The organism is Neorhizobium sp. DAR64872/K0K18, assembly GCF_050500175.1.
In the GTDB taxonomy this organism is placed as follows: Bacteria; Pseudomonadota; Alphaproteobacteria; order Rhizobiales; family Rhizobiaceae; genus Neorhizobium; species Neorhizobium soli.
The window spans coordinates 400,890-418,940 of sequence record NZ_CP191446.1 but is presented as its reverse complement, the minus strand read 5'-3'; the positions used below and the strand labels follow the sequence as shown (position 1 = coordinate 418,940).

Here is an 18,051-nt window from a genome sequence, read left to right as displayed (position 1 = left end):
CTGTTCATCGAATAGTCATCACAGACTGTTTACGGTTGAAATGTCTGAACGTCAGATACAAAGCGAGTGTCGCTCGGAACTCTCCAGCGCGTCGCGACGTTTAGGCGCGTGACTTCCCGGCCCGAAGAGGCCTTACGGACCGAAAGGCACGAGGCCATCGGAACCGGTAGAGACGGAGACCGCGACCGATGAAACGATTCGAGATCATTGACGGGATGCGGGGATATTTCCTTGTATTTATGGTTCTCAACCACCTGATATTTGCCGGTGGCTACTTCCTGGTCAAAATCAACCACAATCAGCTTGCTTTTGTCGAGGATGCGCAGGGCTTCGTGTTCCTGTCCGGCCTGATGATCGGCATGGTCTATGCCCGCAAGATGATGAAAGGCGGATATGCCGCCGGTCGCACTGCGATCTACAGCCGTGCCTTCGAGCTCTATCGCTATGCCATGGGCATCGTGATCGCCGTGCTGGTGGCGCAGATGCTGCTGCCGGGGGCCTATTCGGTCTGGTTCAACTGGCTGGGCTATACCAATTTCGACGATCCGCTGCGTCTCGCTGCGATCGCCACCTTCCTATACCAGCCGACCTTCATGGACATCCTGCCGCAGTATATCGTCTACATGCTGTTTGCACCGATGCTCATCAAGCTGGTGCTTGATGACAAGTGGCACTACGTGGTCGCCGCCTCGATCATGTTGTGGATGGCCGGACAGCTGGGTCTGCATCAGATCGCAACGATCCCGATCAATGAGCTGATCATGGGCTCGGACGATCAGGGCATCCGCGTGTCGTTCAACCTGTTCGGCTGGCAGATCGTGTTCTTCTCGGGCCTCGTTCTCGGTGCGTTGACCTCGTCCGGCAAGATCAACTGGGGCAAGATCCTGTCGCCAGACAACACGTTCATCCCCAAGGTGGCGCTGGTGCTGGTGATGTTCTTCCTGCCGCTGCGCCTGATTACCGCCAACGAGCTGATGCCGGCCTACATGATCGGCAAGTTCGCATCGATGGAAATCCGTGCCGATTTCGGTCCGGTCTATCTCCTGAACTTCGCCGCGATGGGTCTTCTCGTCACCTGGCTGCTCGTTGCCGGTCCGCAGCACAAGGCAAACTGGGTGCGCAACATCGCGTCTGCTGTGACCTGGGTGTTCACCCTGCGGTACCTGCGCCTGCTCGGCCGCCACTCGCTTTATGTCTACGTGTGGCACGTCGCGATCGTCTACTTCGTATACTACTTCGATGGTCGTACGCCGGAACTCGGCGAGTGGACGAAGACTGCGATTGCACTGACCGCCGTCGGCCTTCTCTCGATCCCTGCCCTATGGCGCGAGCGCGACAAGTTGCTCGGCACGGCGGAGCCGGCACCTGCGAAGAACCTGAAGTCGCCAAAGCCGGCGGCCCAGAGCGTTCCGCAGCAGATGGTCATCCGGTAAAGACGACTATCGTTCGCATACAAAAAAGGGCGGCTCCAAGCCGCCCTTTTTTGTGGTCGCTTGACGGCGACGTCAGGCCGCCTGGCTGACTTTCGCATAGGGGTCGAACCGACCGTAGAAGGTCTCGCCCTTCGCCGCCATGTCCATGAGCAGCGGTGTCGGCTTGAAATGGCTGCCATATTGCGCGGCCAGCTTTTCGGCGAGTTCGACAAAGGTCTTCACACCCATGCCGTCGATGTAGGACAGCGTGCCACCCGTATAGGGGGCAAAGCCGAAGCCGAGGATGGAGCCGACATCGGCTTCGCGCGGATCGGTGACAATGCCTTCCTCGACGGTGCGGGCGGCTTCCAGTGCGATCGTCACGAGGAAGCGCTGCTTCAGCACGGAGACGTCGACGTCTCCAGCTGGCTTCTGTGGATAGAACTCCTTCAGGCCGGGCCAGAGCGATTTCTTCGCGGGCTTGGCGGGGTAGTCGTAGAAGCCCTTGCCGTTCTTGCGGCCGCGGCGATCGAGCACATCGACCATGTTGTCGATCAGCGCCATGTGTTCCGGCTTGACCGAGTTGGGGCCGAGATCGGCGATCGAGGCCTTCATGATCTTCTGGCTGAGATCGACGGCCACTTCATCGTTAAGAGACAGCGGGCCGACCGGCATGCCGGCCATCTTGGCGGCATTCTCGATCATGGCTGCCGGCACGCCTTCGGCCAGCATGTCATAGGCTTCGTTGATATAGCGGAAGACGCAGCGGTTGACGAAGAAGCCTCTCGTGTCGTTGACGACGATGGGCGTCTTCTTGATCTTGCCGACGAAATCCAGCGCCACGGCAAGTGCCCTGTCGCCCGTCTTTTCGCCCAGGATGACTTCGGTCAGCATCATCTTTTCGACCGGCGAGAAGAAATGCACGCCGACGAACTGGTCCGGACGCTTGGAGTTTTCCGCGAGGCCCGAGATCGGAAGGGTGGAGGTGTTCGACGCGAAGATCGTGGTTTCCGGAATAACCGCTTCGACCGCTTCGATCACGGCCTTCTTGACCTTGCGGTCTTCGAACACCGCCTCGATGACGAGATCGGCATCGGCAAGTGTCGAATAGTCCGGCGTGGCGGTGACGAGCGAGAGGAGCTTTTCGCCCTCCTCCTTCGTCAGGCGACCCTTAGAGACACTGTCGGCCACCAGCTTTTCGGAAACGGCCTTGCCCTTGTCGGCTGCTTCCTGGCTCTGGTCGATCAGCACGACGGGAATGCCGGCGGCAGCCGTCACATAGGCAATCGAGGCACCCATGAAGCCCGCGCCGACCACGCCGACCTTCTTGAATTCGCTTTTTGGAACGCCTGCCGGACGACGGGCGCCCTTGCCCAGTTCCTGCATCGAGATGAACAGCGAACGGATCATCGAGAAGGCTTCGGTGGTGCCGAGGATCTGCGTGAAATAGCGCTGCTCGACCTTGAGCGCCGTATCGAAGGGCAGCTGAAGTCCCTCGTAGACGCATTTGAGGATGGCGAGCGCGCCCGGATAATTGCCTGCCGTCTCGCGGCGCAGGATGGCGGGAGCCGCCGGGAAAAGCTGTGCAGCCTGCGGCGTCCAGACCCCGCCGCCGGGTGCCTTGAAGCCCTTTTCGTCCCACGGAGCGACGGGCTTCAAACCATCCTTGATCATCTGCTTTGCAGCGGTCACGAGCTGATCGGGTTCGACGACCTGATGCACGAGACCCATCGCCTTGGCGCGTTGCGGCGTCAGCGTCTGACCGGTCGTCATCATTTGCAGGGCGGACTGGGCATCGGTCAGGCGCGAGACACGCTGCGTGCCGCCGGCGCCTGGAAAGATGCCGACCTTGACTTCAGGCAGCGCGAGCTTGACCGACTTGGAATTCGCGACGACGCGCCCGTGGCAGGCCAGCGACAGCTCGAGAGCGCCGCCCATGCAGGTGCCGTTGATGGCCGATACCCAGGGCTTGCCATTGGTTTCGATGGCGCGGAACAGCCAGGTCATTTGCCCTGCAACCTCGAACAGCTTCTGCTTGGCGGTGGCAGGGTCCTGTGCGGTCGCTTCCTGCAGCATGGAGAACATGCCGCGGATCATGGTGAGGTCGGCACCGCCGGAAAACGAGGATTTGCCGCTGGTAAAGACAACGCCCTTGATGGCGGCATCCGCGACGGTTGCCTTCAGGATCGCGTCGAGTTCTTCCAACACCTCGGCGGTAAAGACGTTCATCGACTTGCCCGGCATGTCCCAGGTCACGACAGCAATGCCGTCGGCGTCGGTTTCGATGGTGAAGTTGGTGTAGGTCATTGGGTTCCTCCCCTATCAGGCCGACAAATGGCTGCGCTGGGTTTCCAACGTCCTGGTCTTTTCGACCACGACATCGCCGGTGTGCTTCGTCTCGGACGGTTCGAACAAGAGTATCCAGCACTCATTGGCCGCGACCGGATTGTGCTCGACGCCCTTCGGAACGACATGGAAGTCGCCTGCCTTCATATGGACATGCGGCCGGTCCCGATATTCGATCGTGAGTTCGCCCTTCCAGATGAGGAACAGTTCGTCCTCGTCGCGATGCGAATGCCAGGTCAGATGATCCTTGACCTTGGCGACCTTCACGCTCTGTCCGTTGAGATCGGCAATGACGCGTGGAGACCAGTGGTCGTCAACATGCGCAAACTCATCTTCGATTGTACCCGTATTGAAGCTCACGATCAGACCCTCTCGATGACGGTCGCGGTGCCCATGCCGGCGCCGATGCAGAGCGTGACCAATGCGGTGTTGAGATCGCGGCGTTCCAGTTCGTCGAGGACGGTGCCGAGGATCATCGCGCCGGTTGCGCCAAGCGGGTGGCCCATGGCAATCGCACCGCCATTGACGTTGATGATGTCATGGGAAATGTCGAACGCCTGCATGTAGCGCAGCACGACGGCGGCAAAGGCCTCGTTGAGTTCGAACAGGTCGATATCGGCAATCGTCATGCCAGTGCGGGCCAGCAGCTTTTCGGTGACGTCGACAGGGCCGGTCAGCATCAGCGCCGGGTCGGAGCCGATGTTTGCAAAGGCACGGATACGGGCACGCGGCTTGATGCCCATGCTTTCGCCGCCGGCCTTGGAGCCGATCAGGACGGCTGCAGCGCCATCGACGATGCCAGACGAGTTGCCGGCGTGGTGGACGTAATTGATCTTTTCGATTTCCGGATGCGCCTGAATGCCGACGGCTTCGAAGCCGCCCATTTCGCCGGGCATCTGGAACGAGGCATTGAGCGAGGCCAAGGCCTGCATGTCGGTGGTTGGCCGCATATGCTCGTCGCGGTCGAGAATGGTGAGGCCGTTCTGATCCTTGACCGGGATCACCGAGTTCTTGAAGTAGCCGGCATCCCAGGCTTTTCCGGCGCGCTTCTGGCTCTCGACGGCATAGGCATCGACGTCATCGCGGGAGAACCCGTATTTCGTGGCGATGAGATCGGCCGAGACGCCCTGCGGCATGAAGTAGGACGGGAAGTTGACCGAAGGGTCCATGTACCAGGCGCCGCCGGACATGCCCATGCCGACGCGCGACATCGATTCGACGCCGCCGGCAATGACGATGTCGTCGGATCCGGCCGCGATCTTGCCGGCGCCGAAATTGACGGCGTCGAGGCCGGACGCACAGAAACGGGAGATCTGCATGCCGGGCGCCCGGGTCGAATATCCCGCTTCGAAGGCTGCGGCCTTGGGGATGACGGCGCCGCTATCCATGACCGGATCGACGCAACCCATGATGATGTCGTCGACGGCTCCCGTATCGAGCCCGTTGCGATCACGGATGGCTTCGAGGGTCTTTGCCGCGAGACGGACGGCCGGCACTTCGTGCAGCGAGCCGTCCTTCTTGCCGCGACCGCGCGGCGTGCGCACGTGATCGTAAATGAAGACTTCGGTCATGGTGTCATCTCCCTTGGTGGCAAATTACATTGCCTTTGTTTCACTGCGGGAGAGAAGACCCCTCCCAAACCCTCCCCACAAGGAGGAGGGCTTATCCCGCCGCGCCGCCGATGTTCAATCGGGACGAGCGGTCGCCACACATTTTCTCCCCCCTTCTAGGGGGAGATGGCCGGCAGGCCAGAGGGGGTAGCCAACGCTTAGAACGCCTCGGCGGCCAGTTCCATCATGGTGTCTGCGCCGGCCTCGATGCGCACCTTGCGCAGCGCGGTTTCCGGCATGATACGCTCCATATAGAACTTCGCCGTGACGAGCTTTGCTTTCAGGTACTCTTCGCGCGGGTCCCCGGCGGCCAATGCGGTTTGAGCTGCCTTCGCCATCTTCGCCCACATGTAACCGAGCGTGACGAGGCCGAACAGGTGCATGTAGTCGGTCGAGCCGGCACCGGCATTGTCGGGCTTGGCCATGGCGTTCTGCATGAACCACATTGTCGAGGCCTGCAGGTCGTTCAGACCCTTCTTGAGGCCCTTGGTGTAGAGAACCATCGCCTCGTCGCCGCGGTTTTCCTCGCAGAAATCACCGATTTCCTTGAACATGGCCATGACGGCGCGGCCGCCGTTGAGGGCAAGCTTGCGACCGACCAGATCGAGCGCCTGGATTCCGTTGGCACCTTCGTAGATCATCGCGATGCGGGCATCGCGGACATACTGGCTCATGCCCCATTCTTCGATATAGCCGTGGCCGCCGAAGACCTGCTGGGCCATGACCGCGTGATCGAAGCCCTTGTCGGTCAGCACGCCCTTGAGGATCGGCGTGGCAAGCCCGAGGAGATCGTCGGCGTTCTGGCGTTCCGCTTCGTCCTGCGAGCGGTGGGCGATATCGGATTTCAGCGCCGTCCACAAAACGAAGGCGCGGCCTGCCTCGTTGAAGGCCTTAATGGTCATCAGCGAGCGGCGGATATCCGGATGGACGATGATAGGGTCAGCCTTCTTATCCGGCGCTTTCGCGCCCGAAAGCGAACGGCCCTGGATACGCTCGTTGGCATAGGCGACGGCGTTCTGATAGGCGGTTTCCGCGATCGACAGGCCCTGGAGGCCAACACCGAGGCGGGCTTCGTTCATCATCACGAACATGGCCGAGAGACCCTTGTTCTCGGCACCGATCAGATAGCCCGTGGCATCGTCATAGTTCATGACGCAGGTGGAGTTGCCGTGGATGCCCATCTTCTCTTCGAGCGCACCGCAGCTGACGCCGTTGCGGGCTCCGAGCGAACCGTCATCGCCCACCATGAACTTCGGCACGATGAACAGCGAGATGCCCTTGGTGCCTTCAGGCGCGCCCTCGATCCGCGCGAGAACCAGATGCACGATATTGTCGGTCATCGAGTGTTCACCGGCGGAGATAAAGATCTTCTGACCGGAGATTTTGTAGGAGCCATCAACCTGCGGCACCGCCTTGGTGCGCAGCAGACCGAGATCCGTGCCGCAATGGGGCTCGGTGAGGTTCATGGTGCCCGACCAACTACCGCCGACCATGTTGGGCAGATAGGTGGCCTTCTGCTCGTCCGTGCCGTGGACGAGGATGGCGGCGATCGCCCCTTGCGTCAGGCCGGGATACATCATCAGCGACATGTTGGCCGACGACATGTATTCGCCGACGGCGGCATGCAGTGTGTAGGGCAGGCCCTGGCCGCCGAACTCTTCCGGTACGGCCAGGCCGATCCAGCCGCCCTGGACATACTGGTCATAGGCCTGCTTGAAGCCGTTGGGCACCAAAACAGTGCCGTCGTCGTTGCGGGTGCAGCCTTCCCGGTCGCCGGAAAGGTTGATCGGGAACAGGGCCTCTTCGGCTACTTTCGCCGCCTCGCCGATGATCGCCTCGATCATGTCGGGCGTCGCATCGGCAAAACCCTGCAGGTTGCCGTAACGCTCCAAGCCGAGCACATCATTCAGAACGAAAAGTGTATCGTTTACCGGTGCCTTATAGACGGGCATCGTTATCCATCCTCCAGATTAGCCTGACGCTTCCTCCCGGGCATCGCAGCCCGTCGTCTCCTGCACTTACTTAATTGACGTTCGCGTAAACGTCAAACAGTTGGAGTCTCATATCGCGAGCCGATTTTGACCCGGCGTTAGCATCACCTAATAGGTGCTTTCGCCTGCACTGCCGAGGAAGTCGCGCCCGCCGCGCTGCATCACAGTGATAGCATCGTCGAAACCCGTGTCATCCGGGCAAACATGCGGAATCGTGGCAAAAAGGTTAAGATCTTAACGAACATTAACGATTTATTTACTACGTTTCTGGAAATAGTGGGGACTACGGGAGGTCAGTCAAATCCATCCAACGAATGAGTCGTTCTTTCATAAGGCAAGCCTTGCGTAAGAAATGTCTAATATGGATGTGATTCACCGGTGCCAATAGGCGGCGGATGAGGCTGAAACCGAGCGTCGGCAGGTAAAACGCGGAAGCGAGCGAGCACATGAACGGATCACGATCGAATCCTAACCGCCCGGGCGAACGCTCCTCTCTTGACGCCCTGAACCGTACGATCGAGGGCCTGGAGGCCCGAATCGAGGATCTGATGTCGGGCGCCGGGCGCGAACGCCGCCAGCCCGCTTCCGACCCGCGCCTCGAAAAACCGGCGTCCGTGCAGCCCCCGCAGATGCAGAGGCCAGCGGCGCCTCGCTTTGCCGACCCGCTGGCGGAAATCCGCGAGCGCCAGCGCATGCTGGGATCGGCCCGCGAGCGCATGGCAAGCGCACAGCAGTCGCATGCGGCCGAACCGGTCCGCCAACCCGTCCAATCACCACTCCGCGATAAGATCACGCCGCCGGAAGCCTATCGTCCCAGCCAGGAGCGCCGTCCGGCTGCACCGGTTGCGGCAACTGCCACCGAAGTTTCTGCGAGCCGCTTCGAGCGGGCCGTCGCCAGCCGCGATATGCAAATGCGGGAAACCCGCCAGCAGGCGACCGATGGCGCCTCCATGCGCGAAATCGCCGAAGCGCTGGTCGGCTTGCGTCATGAACTGAAGCAGGACATCGCCGAAGGCGTCGCCCGCGAGATGGGCGCACTGCAAACCGAAATCCGCTCGATCCGCTCGATTGCCGAAGATCATCGCGGCACCGAAGACCTGCGCGGCGATTTCTCCCGTCTTGCCGACAGCATTAGTCAGCTGGGCTACAGCAATTCTCCCGATGCGGAGGCCCTGCGCGCCGAGTTCGAGGAACTGCGCAATGTCATGGCCCAGGTCATGGATGGCGTGGCACGCGAAGATTCCGTGCAGCGCATGGAAAGCCGCTGGCAAGGGCTGGAAGAGCGAATCCACGGGCTTGAGCCAGAGCTTCTGCGCGACGAGGTTTCGCAGCTCGCCTACCGGATCGACGACATCAAGACCCAGCTTGGCGGCATGAACGACAGCCCCGCGCTGCGCGCGCTGGAGCAGAAGCTGATTGCGATCGCGACCGCGATGGAGCAACTCGGCAGCCGCATGCAGCCATCCGACGAACTGCTTGCCGAGCAGTTCACCATTCTCGACGAGCGTCTCGACGAAATCACTCGCGCCGTTGCCGCCGGCAGCCGTGCTTCGGCTGCAGCCACGCTCGACCAGGCTTTCATGCAGAAGCTCGACGGCCGGATCGTCGCTATCGCAGAGCAGGTCGATCAGATCAGCCAGGCTGCTGCCGATCCGAGCGAGATGCTGTCCGGACGGATCGAAGCGCTGACCGCGCGGATCGAGGAACTCTCCGACGAACAGGCCGCCATGCGGCTGGAAGAGCGGCTCGACCAGCTTTCGGTCATGCTGACGCAGGCGCAGAAGCCCGCGTATCAGACCGAGCTTTCCGACCACCTCGCCGATATCTCGCGCAAGATCGATGGTCTTGATCACAACTCGATCAACGACATGCTGGGCGAGCGGCTGGATGATCTCGCCCGTCGTATCGACGAGATCGAATATCGCCCGGCGCCTGCCACCGACGAGCGGGCCTTCGACCGGTTGGAAACCCGGCTGACCGACATCGCCATGCGACTGGACGAAGCAGCCAGCGCACCGCGCGGCGACGAAAACGCCCTGCGTAGCCTGGAAGACCAGATTGCGCATCTTTCGAGCCTGATCAGCGAGCCGCAGACATCTTCGGCCACTGCGCTACCTGATGGTTTCGAGCATCGGTTCTCGGCAATCGAAAGCTACATGTCGACCAACGACGAGTACATTCTGGAAGCCGCACGGCAGGCCGCAGAAGCCGTCGTCGAAGCCTATTCGCGCAATACCGGGGCCGGCGGCATGGCCGTCGCGTCCGGCGACATGGCAGCCCTTTCGGCCCTCGCCGACGATCTTCGCCACCTTGAAGAGCTGACCCGTGGCACGGAAACGCGCAGCCATCAGACGTTCGAGGCCTTGCACGGAACGCTGGTGCAGATCGCCAATCGTCTGGACACGCTGGAAGACAGCATTTCCACGGCCCGTTTTGAGCCCGCCTATCGCGATGCGCCGGCCAATCGCGAAGCCCAGACCGACCAGCCGCTTCGCCATCCCAAGATGCCGGCCGCAGCGCAACTGTCCGTTCCAGCGATGGAATTTGCCGGCGCCGAGGACCGCAATGTTGCTTTGGCAGATGCGCCCGTCGAAACCGACGAGGTCGTCGTGCCCCCTGCAGCCGCGCGGGAAGAGCCGGCCAAGCCCGGTCTGCTGGCCGGTCTCTCGAAGCGTTTCAAGTCGGGCACCCGCGATGCAGGCGAAAAGCCGGCCCGCACCGTCATAGAGCCAACGCCTTCGATCGATCCAGCCGACATTCTCCCAGCCGGCCGTGAAAACGACCTGCTGGAGCCGGGCTCGGGCGCTCCCGACGTCAAGAAGATCCTCGAGCGCGTGCGTGCCAGCCAGGCCGCCGGCGATTTCAGTGGCGAGAAACCCGGAACGGCCGACAAATCGGACCGCGCTGACTATATCGCCGCGGCCCGTCGTGCAGCCAAGGCCGCAGCACAGGAGACGGATCCCTCTCAGGTCAACGCAGTCAAGAGCGTTCGCTCAGCCACCAAGTCGCAGACCACGTCGGTTGCCGGCACGCCGTCCGAAAAGACCGGCATGTTTGCCAAGTTTTCGCAGCATCGCCGCCCCATCCTGATGGCCGTCGGCGCCGTGCTGCTGGTGATGATGTCGATGCAGGTGGTCAAGAACGTGACCGGAAGCAGCGACAGCGCGCCCGAACAGGCTGCACTCGAAGCCCCGGCTCCGGTCTCCGTGCCGGAAGAGACTGCTCAGGCTCCGAGCGCACCAGTCGAACCTCCCGCTCCTGTCGACATCGCTCAGGCCCCGGCCGTAAGCCCAGCAGCCAGCGATGGTGACGGACAGGATGTGGCAGCGACGCCGCCTCCGGTCGCGCCCGACGCCGCGACAAACCACCTGATCGATCCGGTTCCCGCAGCCGGAGACCTCGCTTCAATGCGTCCGGCCGCCGAAGCTGCTCCGGCACCTCCAGAAGACGCCGGCTTCACGGCACAAGCGCCGGCTGCCGCTGAAATCGAGGCACCGGCTCCGATCGTCGTGCCTGTCGGCCTGGAGCCGAAATCGCTTGCCGACGCCGCATCGTCGGGCGATGCCAACGCGCTGTTCGAGATTGCCACCCGCTTTACCGAGGGACGCGGCGTCAAGACTGATCTCGCAGAGGCGGCAACCTGGTACAAGCTTGCCGCCGACCGTGGTCTTGCGCCTGCCCAGTACCGCATGGCCAACATGTTCGAAAAGGGAACGGGCGTCGAGCGCAACCTCGGTGAAGCCGTTCGCTACTATCAGTTGGCCGCCGAAGCAGGCAATGCCAGCGCCATGCACAACCTCGCCGTTCTCTACGCGTCCGGTGCCACGGGCCAGCCTGACTACACCCAGGCCGTCAAGTGGTTCACCCAGGCCGCCGACCACGGTGTCGCCGACAGCCAGTTCAACCTTGCCATCCTGTTTGCCCGCGGCAACGGCGTGAAGCAGGATCTGGAAGAGAGCTACAAGTGGTTTGCCGTTGCGGCAAAGGCAGGCGACAACGACGCCGCCCAGAAGCGCGACGAAGTGGCCAACGCCATGCGCAAGGAACAGCTGGAAAGCGCCCGCGCCAAGGTCGACCTTTGGAAGGTGATGACACCCGAGCCGCGGGCAAATGCCGTTGTTGTTCCGGATGAATGGGCTGCCGGCAAGCGTCTTACCACCGCATCTGTTGACATGGAAAAGGCCGTCCGCAACATCCAGGCGATCCTCAACAAGAACGGCTTTGAAGCCGGCCGGCCGGACGGCAAGCTTGGTGCCAAGACGGTAAGCGCAATCAAGTCGTTCCAGTCCTCGATCGGCCAGGAGCCTTCCGGCCGCATCAACGACGCACTGGTTCGGGAATTGCTGGCACGCAACAAGTAGCCAGCAACCCGTAAGACGACCAATCCGGTCGGGCTGGGGACTATCGGCCACGCCCAATGGAAAACGCTGAAGCTGCTGTTTTCCCCGCGGATTCACGAATTGACACCCCGCCAGGCCAAGCGCATGACGGGGTGTCCTTCATGCGCGGTTCATCGCGTCTGTGAAAGGGTTCCCCAAAGCCAGAGCGACGGCCATCTTGAATGCGTGCCGCCTGCAACGGCGTTGTCTTTTTCGACGTGTCGAGGTTCAGCCGTGACTGTCTACCTGCCGATTGCAGAGCTTTCGGTGAACATCTTCATCATCCTTGGCATGGGTGCAGCTGTCGGGTTTCTGTCCGGCATGTTCGGCGTCGGCGGTGGCTTCCTGATCACGCCGCTTCTGATTTTCTACAACGTTCCGCCCGTCGTTGCCGTCGCAACCGGCGCCAACCAGGTCGTTGCCTCCTCGATCTCGGGCGCGATCACCCATTTCCGGCGCGGGTCGCTGGATATGAAACTGGGCACGGTGCTGCTTGCCGGGGGCCTTGTCGGCGCGACGGTCGGTGTGTGGATCTTTTCCTGGCTACGGCGCATCGGCCAGCTCGACCTGTTCATCTCGCTTCTCTATGTCGTGCTTTTGTCGACGATCGGCGCGCTGATGCTGCAGGAGAGCCTCAGAGCCATGCGGCGGGCAAAGAACAACCAGCAGCTACCGCTGAAACGCCCGGGCCAGCACAACTGGGTGCACCGCCTGCCCTTCAAGATGCGGTTCAAGAAGTCGAAGATCTATCTCTCCGCCATCCCGATCCTCGTGCTCGGTTTCGTCATCGGCGTGCTCACCTCTATCATGGGTGTCGGCGGCGGCTTCATCATGGTGCCGGCGATGATCTATCTCCTGCGCATTCCGACCAATGTCGTGGTCGGCACCTCGCTGTTCCAGATCATCTTCACCACCGCCTATACGACCATGGTTCAGGCGGCGACCAACTACTCAGTCGATATCGTCCTTGCGACGATCCTGATGGTCGCCGGCGTGATCGGCGCGCAATACGGCGTGCGCGTCGGCCAGAAGCTGCGCGGCGAACAGCTGCGCGCGCTGTTGGCGCTGCTGGTTCTCGCCGTCGGCATCCGTCTTGCGATCGGCCTGATCGCAACGCCGAGCGACGTCTATTCGGTCGCCGTCGGAGGACTGTCCTACTGATGCGCAGGCTGATCCTCTCCCTCCTTCTTCTTCTCTCATTCGGATTGTCGCTGGCAACGCAGGTCGCGGCCCAGACGCCGTTCGACACGGCCTCGCCGATCAAGGAAGGGCTGGAGATCGGAGCATCGTCGAGCGAGATTGCCATCACCTCGGATTTCCGCGGCGCCGACCTCACCATCTTCGGTGCCATTACCAATCCGGACGAGCTGCTGCTCGCGATCGGTCAGTACGATATCGTCGTGACGCTTGAAGGTCCGCGCGACTATGCCACGGTGCGGCGCAAGGAACGCGTGCTCGGGATCTGGATGAACACCCAGGCGATGACGTTCGAACAGGTGCCGGAGAGCTATTCGATCGCCAGCACACGCCAGCTGAACGACCTCGATCACCAGGCGCCGTCCTTCAACAATATCGGGGTCGGCATCGAACACCTGCCTCTCAACCCCACCGGCTACATTCCGAATTCCGGTCTGATCAGCGATTTCCGCGAGGCCTATCGCCGGCAGAAGCTCAACAGCGGGCTTTACCAGCGCGACACGAGCGGCGTGCGCTTCGTCTCGTCCAGCCTGTTCCGAGCCTCGTTGCGGCTTCCAGCCAACGTGCCCGATGGCGTGCACATGGTCCACGCCTATCTGTTCAAGAGCGGCGACCTGATCTTTCAGCGGGAGATGCCGTTGCGCGTGGTCAAGACCGGCCTGGAGCAGGCGATCACCGATGCAGCCCACGAGCGTCCGATCGCCTACGGTCTGTTCTGCGTGTTGATCGCTGTCGTGACCGGATGGGGCGCGAGCATCATCTTCCGCAAGGACTGATCGTCTAACAAATTCGCCGGAACGGTTTCCAATCCTCTCCTCACGCCCTAGTTAGGGCGCAACATACAGTTCCAATGCAGAGCGTCAGCATGTTCCGCCGGATCGCCGCACGCCTTTTGGCTTCCCTGTCCCTCCTCCGTCCGCTGCTTCGGCCGTCCGAACTGCGCGCAGTCATCAGGCGCAGCGAATTCGGCCTGATCCTGATCGCAGGCGTTGTCGGGGTTCTCGCCGGCCTCGCGGTCGCTGCGATGAGTTTTATCTCGCACGCGCTGCATGTCCTGATCTTCAAGATCGGCAGCACCGAGCGCTTAAGCTCGGCAGCGTTTCTCGAGCCGACGACGGTGCTTTTGGCGCCGGTTGCCGGCGGTGTCGTGATGGGCCTGCTGTACCTGATCCTGCGCAAGTGGCGTAAAAAGCCGATGGTCGACCCGATTGAGGCCAATGCGCTGCATGGCGGTCGCCTGTCACTGACCGACAGCATCATCGTCGCGGTGCAGAACCTGATCTCCAACGGCTTCGGCACCTCGATCGGGCTTGAGGCCGGCTATACGCAGCTGTCCTCCGGCATTGCGTCGAAGATCGGGTCATTGGTGCAGTTGCGCCGAACGGATCTGCGCGTGCTGGTCGGCTGTGGTGCTGCCGGTGCCATCGCATCCGCCTTCAACGCGCCGCTGACCGGCGCCTTCTACGCGTTCGAGCTGATCATCGGCACCTACACGATCGTGAGCCTCGCGCCCGTCGTCGTCGCAGCGCTTGCGGCAACCTTCGTCACCCGGCTTTTCGTCGGCGACGCCTTCATGATCGATATCGGCAAGATCGGTACCGTCGTGCCCGCCGATTACCTGCCGGCGGTGGTGCTGGGCATCGTCTGTGCGGGCGGCGGCATCCTGCTCATGCAGGGTGTGACCAAGGTCGAGGAACTGGCGCGCGCCAGTTCCATCTCGTCCGCCTTCCGGCCGGCGATCGGAGGACTTGCGGTGGGCCTGCTGGCGCTGATCGATACGCAGGTGCTTTCGGCCGGTCACGGCGCGCTGCATGCCAGCCTCAACCAGAATATGGCGATTGGCGCGGTGCTGGGCCTGCTTCTGCTGAAATCCGTCGCTTCGGCCATTACCATCGGCGCCGGTTTCCGTGGCGGCTTGTTCTTTGCCTCGCTGTTTCTCGGTGCGCTGATCGGCAAGCTGTTTGCCTATTCGACACCCTACATCTTCGCCAATGCGACGCTGACGCCAGTCATCTATGCCGTGGTCGGAATGAGCGCGATGGCCGTTGCCGTGATCGGCGGACCGCTGACCATGACCTTCCTGGCGCTCGAAGTGACCGGTGACTTTCCGATCACGGCGCTGGCGCTTGCCGCGGTCATCACCTCGTCCGTCGTGGTGCGCACCACATTCGGCTACTCGTTTGCGACCTGGCGTTTTCACCTTCGCGGCGAAAGCATCCGCAGCGCCCATGACGTCGGGTGGATCCGCAACCTTACCGTCGACAAGCTGATGCGCGCCGACGTGAAGACGGCACCGGCATCCATGACGCTCGAGGACTTTCGCAAGGAGTTTCCGCTTGGATCAACCCAGCGCGTGATCATGGTCGGCGAAGACGAAAAATATATCGGCATGGTGCTGACGCCGGAAATCTATTCGGCGGCGACCGAAGGCGGCGAGGAAAAGCCGCAGCTTGCCGATTTCATCCGCTTCAAGAACGACGTTCTCCTGCGCAGCATGAATGCCAAGCAGGCAGCGGCGATGTTCGACAAGACGGAGACGGAAGCGCTGGCCGTGGTCAACAACCAGATCGAGCGCAAGGTGATCGGCCAGCTTTCGGAAAGTCATACGCTGCGGCGCTATACGGAAGAGCTGGACCGACGGCGTCGGGAGATCTCGGGCGAGATCTAGGCGGCACGCATCGTTTGAGTCGACGGGGCGGAACCGCTGTGGCCCGCCCCGCCGGTGGCATTACATAGCAGGTAGAACCGCGATGTCACGTACATCGGTCTCGACGCCGGAGATTGTACCGACTTCGGTCGCAGCGCCCGTTTCCAGGTTGACCGTGTAGAGCATCTTTCCGGCTGCGAGATAGGCGGTGTTCTTGCCGCCGTCCTCACCCTGGATATCGAAGGCGTAGGTCGCAGGCTTGTCCTTGAGACCGAGCTTGCCGATTGCCTTCAGGGTACCGTCGTTCGGCTTGGTCTGCTGGATCAGTGCGCCGATCGTGGCATCGATGTTGTACATCGCGGTCTTCTCGGGCTTGCCGATCGAATTGGTATAGGCCGCGGCGACGATGTTCGGGGCTTCGCCCTTGTGCATGTCGCCCTCTTCGAAGGCGAGCGTCCCATCGACCGTGACGGCGCCCGTATCCGGATGGACGCGGTGGTTGGTGGTGCCGGTCATGAAGCGCAGGCGGTCCGCCATCGGGTTGAAATCGACCACGACCGCAGCGTCCGACATGGTCAGCATCTTGTCCATCTTGGCGACTTCGGTGGCGGCACCGGTTTCGAGATTGATCGAGACGATCGCGTGTTCCGGCGTGACGCCGATCACGGTCTTGTTGCCCGGGCGGAAATCAATGCCAACCAGCTTGGTGACGCCGGTGACTTCCATCGTCTTGGTGACTTCAGGCTTTGCCGTGTCGAACATCACCAGCGTCTTGTCGCCGGTGAGACCGAGGACCGGGGCGGCGGAGGCGGCAACTGCGCCCGTGACGGCTGAAGCTGCGAGGATCGAGGATGCGATCAGAGCGTGGCGAAGGGTCTTCATGGTGTCTGTTCTCCCGTTGAAACCTTTGACGAGAGCATGTCGGCGCATGGCCTTTCCGATGCTCTCAGAAGGGAGACACACGGGAGGATACGTTTGGATGCAGCAGACGAAAATATTTTTTCGCTGCATCCATTTTCCGGTTTGGCGTGTCCTTAAGTTCGAAGGCGACTTTGCAGCCGGTAAACCTTTCGAGACTGGACGAGCCCATGCCCGCCGTGGCAACAGCACAGAGACAATATTCGCGTTCCTGCGAACGCGCATGGGGAGAGAGCGGCTTGGCCCTGGTGACTGACCAAACACACGATCTCGAGATGGCGCTTGCCGCCTGCGCTGCGGGAGACCGTCAGGGCTTGCGCCGCATCTTCGACGATGAAGCCGGCCGGCTGGTGGCTGTTGCGCAGCGGATCGTGCGGCGGCGGGAACTGGCGGAAGAAGTGGTGCAGGAAGCCTTCATCCGCATCTGGACGCATGCGCATCAATATTCCCCCGACCGCGGATCGGCGCGCGGCTGGATCTACGCGATCGTGCGCAACCGCGCACTCAATCTGTTGCGCGACGGCAAGCGTGAGGATCTGGTCGGCGAAGACCGGCTCGAGACACTGCAGGACGGCGAGCAACTGGACCAGATCATGGCCTCCTTCCACAAGCTCGACCGCAACAGCCGTCTGCACGAGTGCCTCGGTTCCCTCGACGAGATCAAGCGACGCGGCATTCTGATGGCCTATGTCGGCGGCTACACGCATGGCGAAATCGCCGGACGCCTCAAGCTTCCGCTTGGAACGGCAAAATCGTGGATCCGGCGCGGACTTTCCTCGCTGCGGGAGTGCATGGCATGAGGATCGAGGAACGAGACTTTCCGGCCATCGCCGACGACTATGTTCTGGGTCTTCTCGATGCGGCTGAGGCTGCCGAGGTCGAAGCCGCCATCGAGCGCGACGGCGGCCTTGCCGAAGCAGTCGCCAGGGCACGCGAGCGGTTCCTGCCGCTCGACACCAGCGTCGAGCCGGCTCCGGTATCCTCGGCGCTGTGGGACGCGATCTCTTCCCGTCTGCCGGAGCAACCGGGCGCCGCTGCCCCGTCTCTCGCGTCGGTTTCGCCGAGACTGCCTCTCGCCGGCAACGACAACAGCCGCTCCGGCTGGCGGGCAACCGCGATCTCCGCGATCGCGGCTTCGCTGATCCTTGCCGGTGGTCTGGTCTGGAGCGTCACCCGGGTGAACGAGCCGCTGGTGGTGGCCGTGCTCCTCAACGAGGCCGGCGAAATCCAGGCCGTGGTCGAGGATTTTGGCAACGACACGGCAAGTGTCAGACTGCTCAGCGACTTTACGGTGCCGCAAGACAAGACGATGCAGGTCTGGACGCTGCCCTCGCGTGACATGGGGCCGATGTCGCTCGGTCTTCTCGAACAACCGCATTCGGCGACACTCAGCGGCTCCACTCTGCCGCGACCACAGGAAACGCAGCTCTACGAGATCACGTTGGAACAGGCGGGCGGTTCGCCAACCGGACGGCCGACCGGCCCGATCCTCGCCAAAGGGTTTGCCAAGCTGGCGCGGTAGAGGCGCGCAACCGCCTTGGCCTTTCGGCC

Annotated in this window: 12 protein-coding genes; 7 read left to right on the top strand and 5 right to left on the bottom strand. The window is 62.0% G+C overall.

Annotated features, from left to right (window positions below; all coding sequences use genetic code 11):
- Window positions 1-188 precede the first annotated feature (188 nt).
- Window positions 189-1,433, top strand: a complete 1,245-nt coding sequence (locus ACQY1P_RS07490; RefSeq protein WP_430255911.1) for an OpgC family protein — start codon at window positions 189-191, stop codon at window positions 1,431-1,433.
- A gap of 72 nt (window positions 1,434-1,505) precedes the next feature.
- Here the strand turns inward: ACQY1P_RS07490 and ACQY1P_RS07485 are convergent, their stop codons facing one another.
- The 4 genes from ACQY1P_RS07485 to ACQY1P_RS07470 all read right to left on the bottom strand — a co-directional run bounded on the left by ACQY1P_RS07485 (window position 1,506) and on the right by ACQY1P_RS07470 (window position 7,320).
- Entirely contained in the window at window positions 1,506-3,719 is a 2,214-nt protein-coding gene (locus tag ACQY1P_RS07485) for a 3-hydroxyacyl-CoA dehydrogenase NAD-binding domain-containing protein (RefSeq protein WP_430255909.1), read from the bottom strand.
- Window positions 3,720-3,734: 15 nt separating this feature from the next.
- Entirely contained in the window at window positions 3,735-4,118 is a 384-nt protein-coding gene (locus tag ACQY1P_RS07480; protein WP_430255907.1) for a cupin domain-containing protein, read from the bottom strand.
- Window positions 4,119-4,120: 2 nt separating this feature from the next.
- Window positions 4,121-5,329, bottom strand: a complete 1,209-nt coding sequence (locus ACQY1P_RS07475) for an acetyl-CoA C-acetyltransferase (RefSeq protein WP_192087559.1) — start codon at window positions 5,327-5,329, stop codon at window positions 4,121-4,123.
- A 197-nt stretch (window positions 5,330-5,526) separates the two neighbouring features.
- Window positions 5,527-7,320: an acyl-CoA dehydrogenase C-terminal domain-containing protein gene (locus tag ACQY1P_RS07470; protein WP_430255905.1), complete on the bottom strand. Its 1,794-nt coding sequence runs from the start codon at window positions 7,318-7,320 to the stop codon at window positions 5,527-5,529.
- Between the two features lie 485 nt (window positions 7,321-7,805).
- Between ACQY1P_RS07470 and ACQY1P_RS07465 the strand changes: the two genes are divergently transcribed.
- The 4 genes from ACQY1P_RS07465 to ACQY1P_RS07450 all read left to right on the top strand — a co-directional run bounded on the left by ACQY1P_RS07465 (window position 7,806) and on the right by ACQY1P_RS07450 (window position 15,603).
- The gene (locus tag ACQY1P_RS07465; protein WP_430255903.1) at window positions 7,806-11,720 is read left to right on the top strand and encodes a peptidoglycan-binding protein; all 3,915 of its coding nucleotides are present in this window, start codon (window positions 7,806-7,808) and stop codon (window positions 11,718-11,720) included.
- 252 nt (window positions 11,721-11,972) lie between these two features.
- Window positions 11,973-12,899, top strand: a complete 927-nt coding sequence (locus ACQY1P_RS07460) for a sulfite exporter TauE/SafE family protein (RefSeq protein WP_430255901.1) — start codon at window positions 11,973-11,975, stop codon at window positions 12,897-12,899.
- Complete coding sequence (locus tag ACQY1P_RS07455; RefSeq protein WP_062453889.1) at window positions 12,899-13,711, top strand: TIGR02186 family protein; 813 nt, start codon at window positions 12,899-12,901, stop codon at window positions 13,709-13,711. The genes ACQY1P_RS07460 and ACQY1P_RS07455 overlap by 1 nt, the downstream gene beginning before the upstream one ends.
- Before the next feature lie 89 nt (window positions 13,712-13,800).
- Window positions 13,801-15,603 carry a chloride channel protein gene (locus ACQY1P_RS07450; RefSeq protein ID WP_082476242.1) on the top strand — a complete coding sequence of 601 codons (1,803 nt, stop codon included), beginning with the start codon at window positions 13,801-13,803 and terminating at the stop codon, window positions 15,601-15,603.
- A 60-nt stretch (window positions 15,604-15,663) separates the two neighbouring features.
- On the opposite strand, the gene ACQY1P_RS07445 is transcribed toward ACQY1P_RS07450, so the two are convergent.
- Window positions 15,664-16,464: a DUF4394 domain-containing protein gene (locus tag ACQY1P_RS07445; RefSeq protein WP_430255899.1), complete on the bottom strand. Its 801-nt coding sequence runs from the start codon at window positions 16,462-16,464 to the stop codon at window positions 15,664-15,666.
- 311 nt (window positions 16,465-16,775) lie between these two features.
- On the opposite strand from ACQY1P_RS07445, the gene ACQY1P_RS07440 reads away from it, so the two are divergent.
- Together ACQY1P_RS07440 and ACQY1P_RS07435 are read left to right on the top strand one after the other, a co-directional pair.
- Window positions 16,776-17,300, top strand: a complete 525-nt coding sequence (locus ACQY1P_RS07440; RefSeq protein ID WP_184654331.1) for a sigma-70 family RNA polymerase sigma factor — start codon at window positions 16,776-16,778, stop codon at window positions 17,298-17,300.
- On the top strand, window positions 17,297-18,022 hold the full coding sequence (locus ACQY1P_RS07435; RefSeq protein ID WP_430255897.1) for an anti-sigma factor: 726 nt from the start codon (window positions 17,297-17,299) through the stop codon (window positions 18,020-18,022). Before ACQY1P_RS07440 ends, ACQY1P_RS07435 begins: the two co-directional genes overlap by 4 nt.
- Window positions 18,023-18,051 lie beyond the last annotated feature (29 nt).

Excerpts from the sequence above, each read along its gene's own strand:
- ACQY1P_RS07490 (WP_430255911.1), top strand. The coding sequence starts at position 189 with ATGAAACGATTCGAGATCATTGACGGGATGCGGGGATATTTCCTTGTA.
- ACQY1P_RS07485 (WP_430255909.1), bottom strand. The coding sequence starts at position 3,719 with ATGACCTACACCAACTTCACCATCGAAACCGACGCCGACGGCATTGCT.
- ACQY1P_RS07475 (WP_192087559.1), bottom strand. The coding sequence starts at position 5,329 with ATGACCGAAGTCTTCATTTACGATCACGTGCGCACGCCGCGCGGTCGC.
- ACQY1P_RS07470 (WP_430255905.1), bottom strand. The coding sequence starts at position 7,320 with ATGCCCGTCTATAAGGCACCGGTAAACGATACACTTTTCGTTCTGAAT.
- ACQY1P_RS07465 (WP_430255903.1), top strand. The coding sequence starts at position 7,806 with ATGAACGGATCACGATCGAATCCTAACCGCCCGGGCGAACGCTCCTCT.
- ACQY1P_RS07455 (WP_062453889.1), top strand. The coding sequence starts at position 12,899 with ATGCGCAGGCTGATCCTCTCCCTCCTTCTTCTTCTCTCATTCGGATTG.
- ACQY1P_RS07450 (WP_082476242.1), top strand. The coding sequence starts at position 13,801 with ATGTTCCGCCGGATCGCCGCACGCCTTTTGGCTTCCCTGTCCCTCCTC.
- ACQY1P_RS07445 (WP_430255899.1), bottom strand. The coding sequence starts at position 16,464 with ATGAAGACCCTTCGCCACGCTCTGATCGCATCCTCGATCCTCGCAGCT.
- ACQY1P_RS07440 (WP_184654331.1), top strand. The coding sequence starts at position 16,776 with ATGGCGCTTGCCGCCTGCGCTGCGGGAGACCGTCAGGGCTTGCGCCGC.
- ACQY1P_RS07435 (WP_430255897.1), top strand. The coding sequence starts at position 17,297 with ATGAGGATCGAGGAACGAGACTTTCCGGCCATCGCCGACGACTATGTT.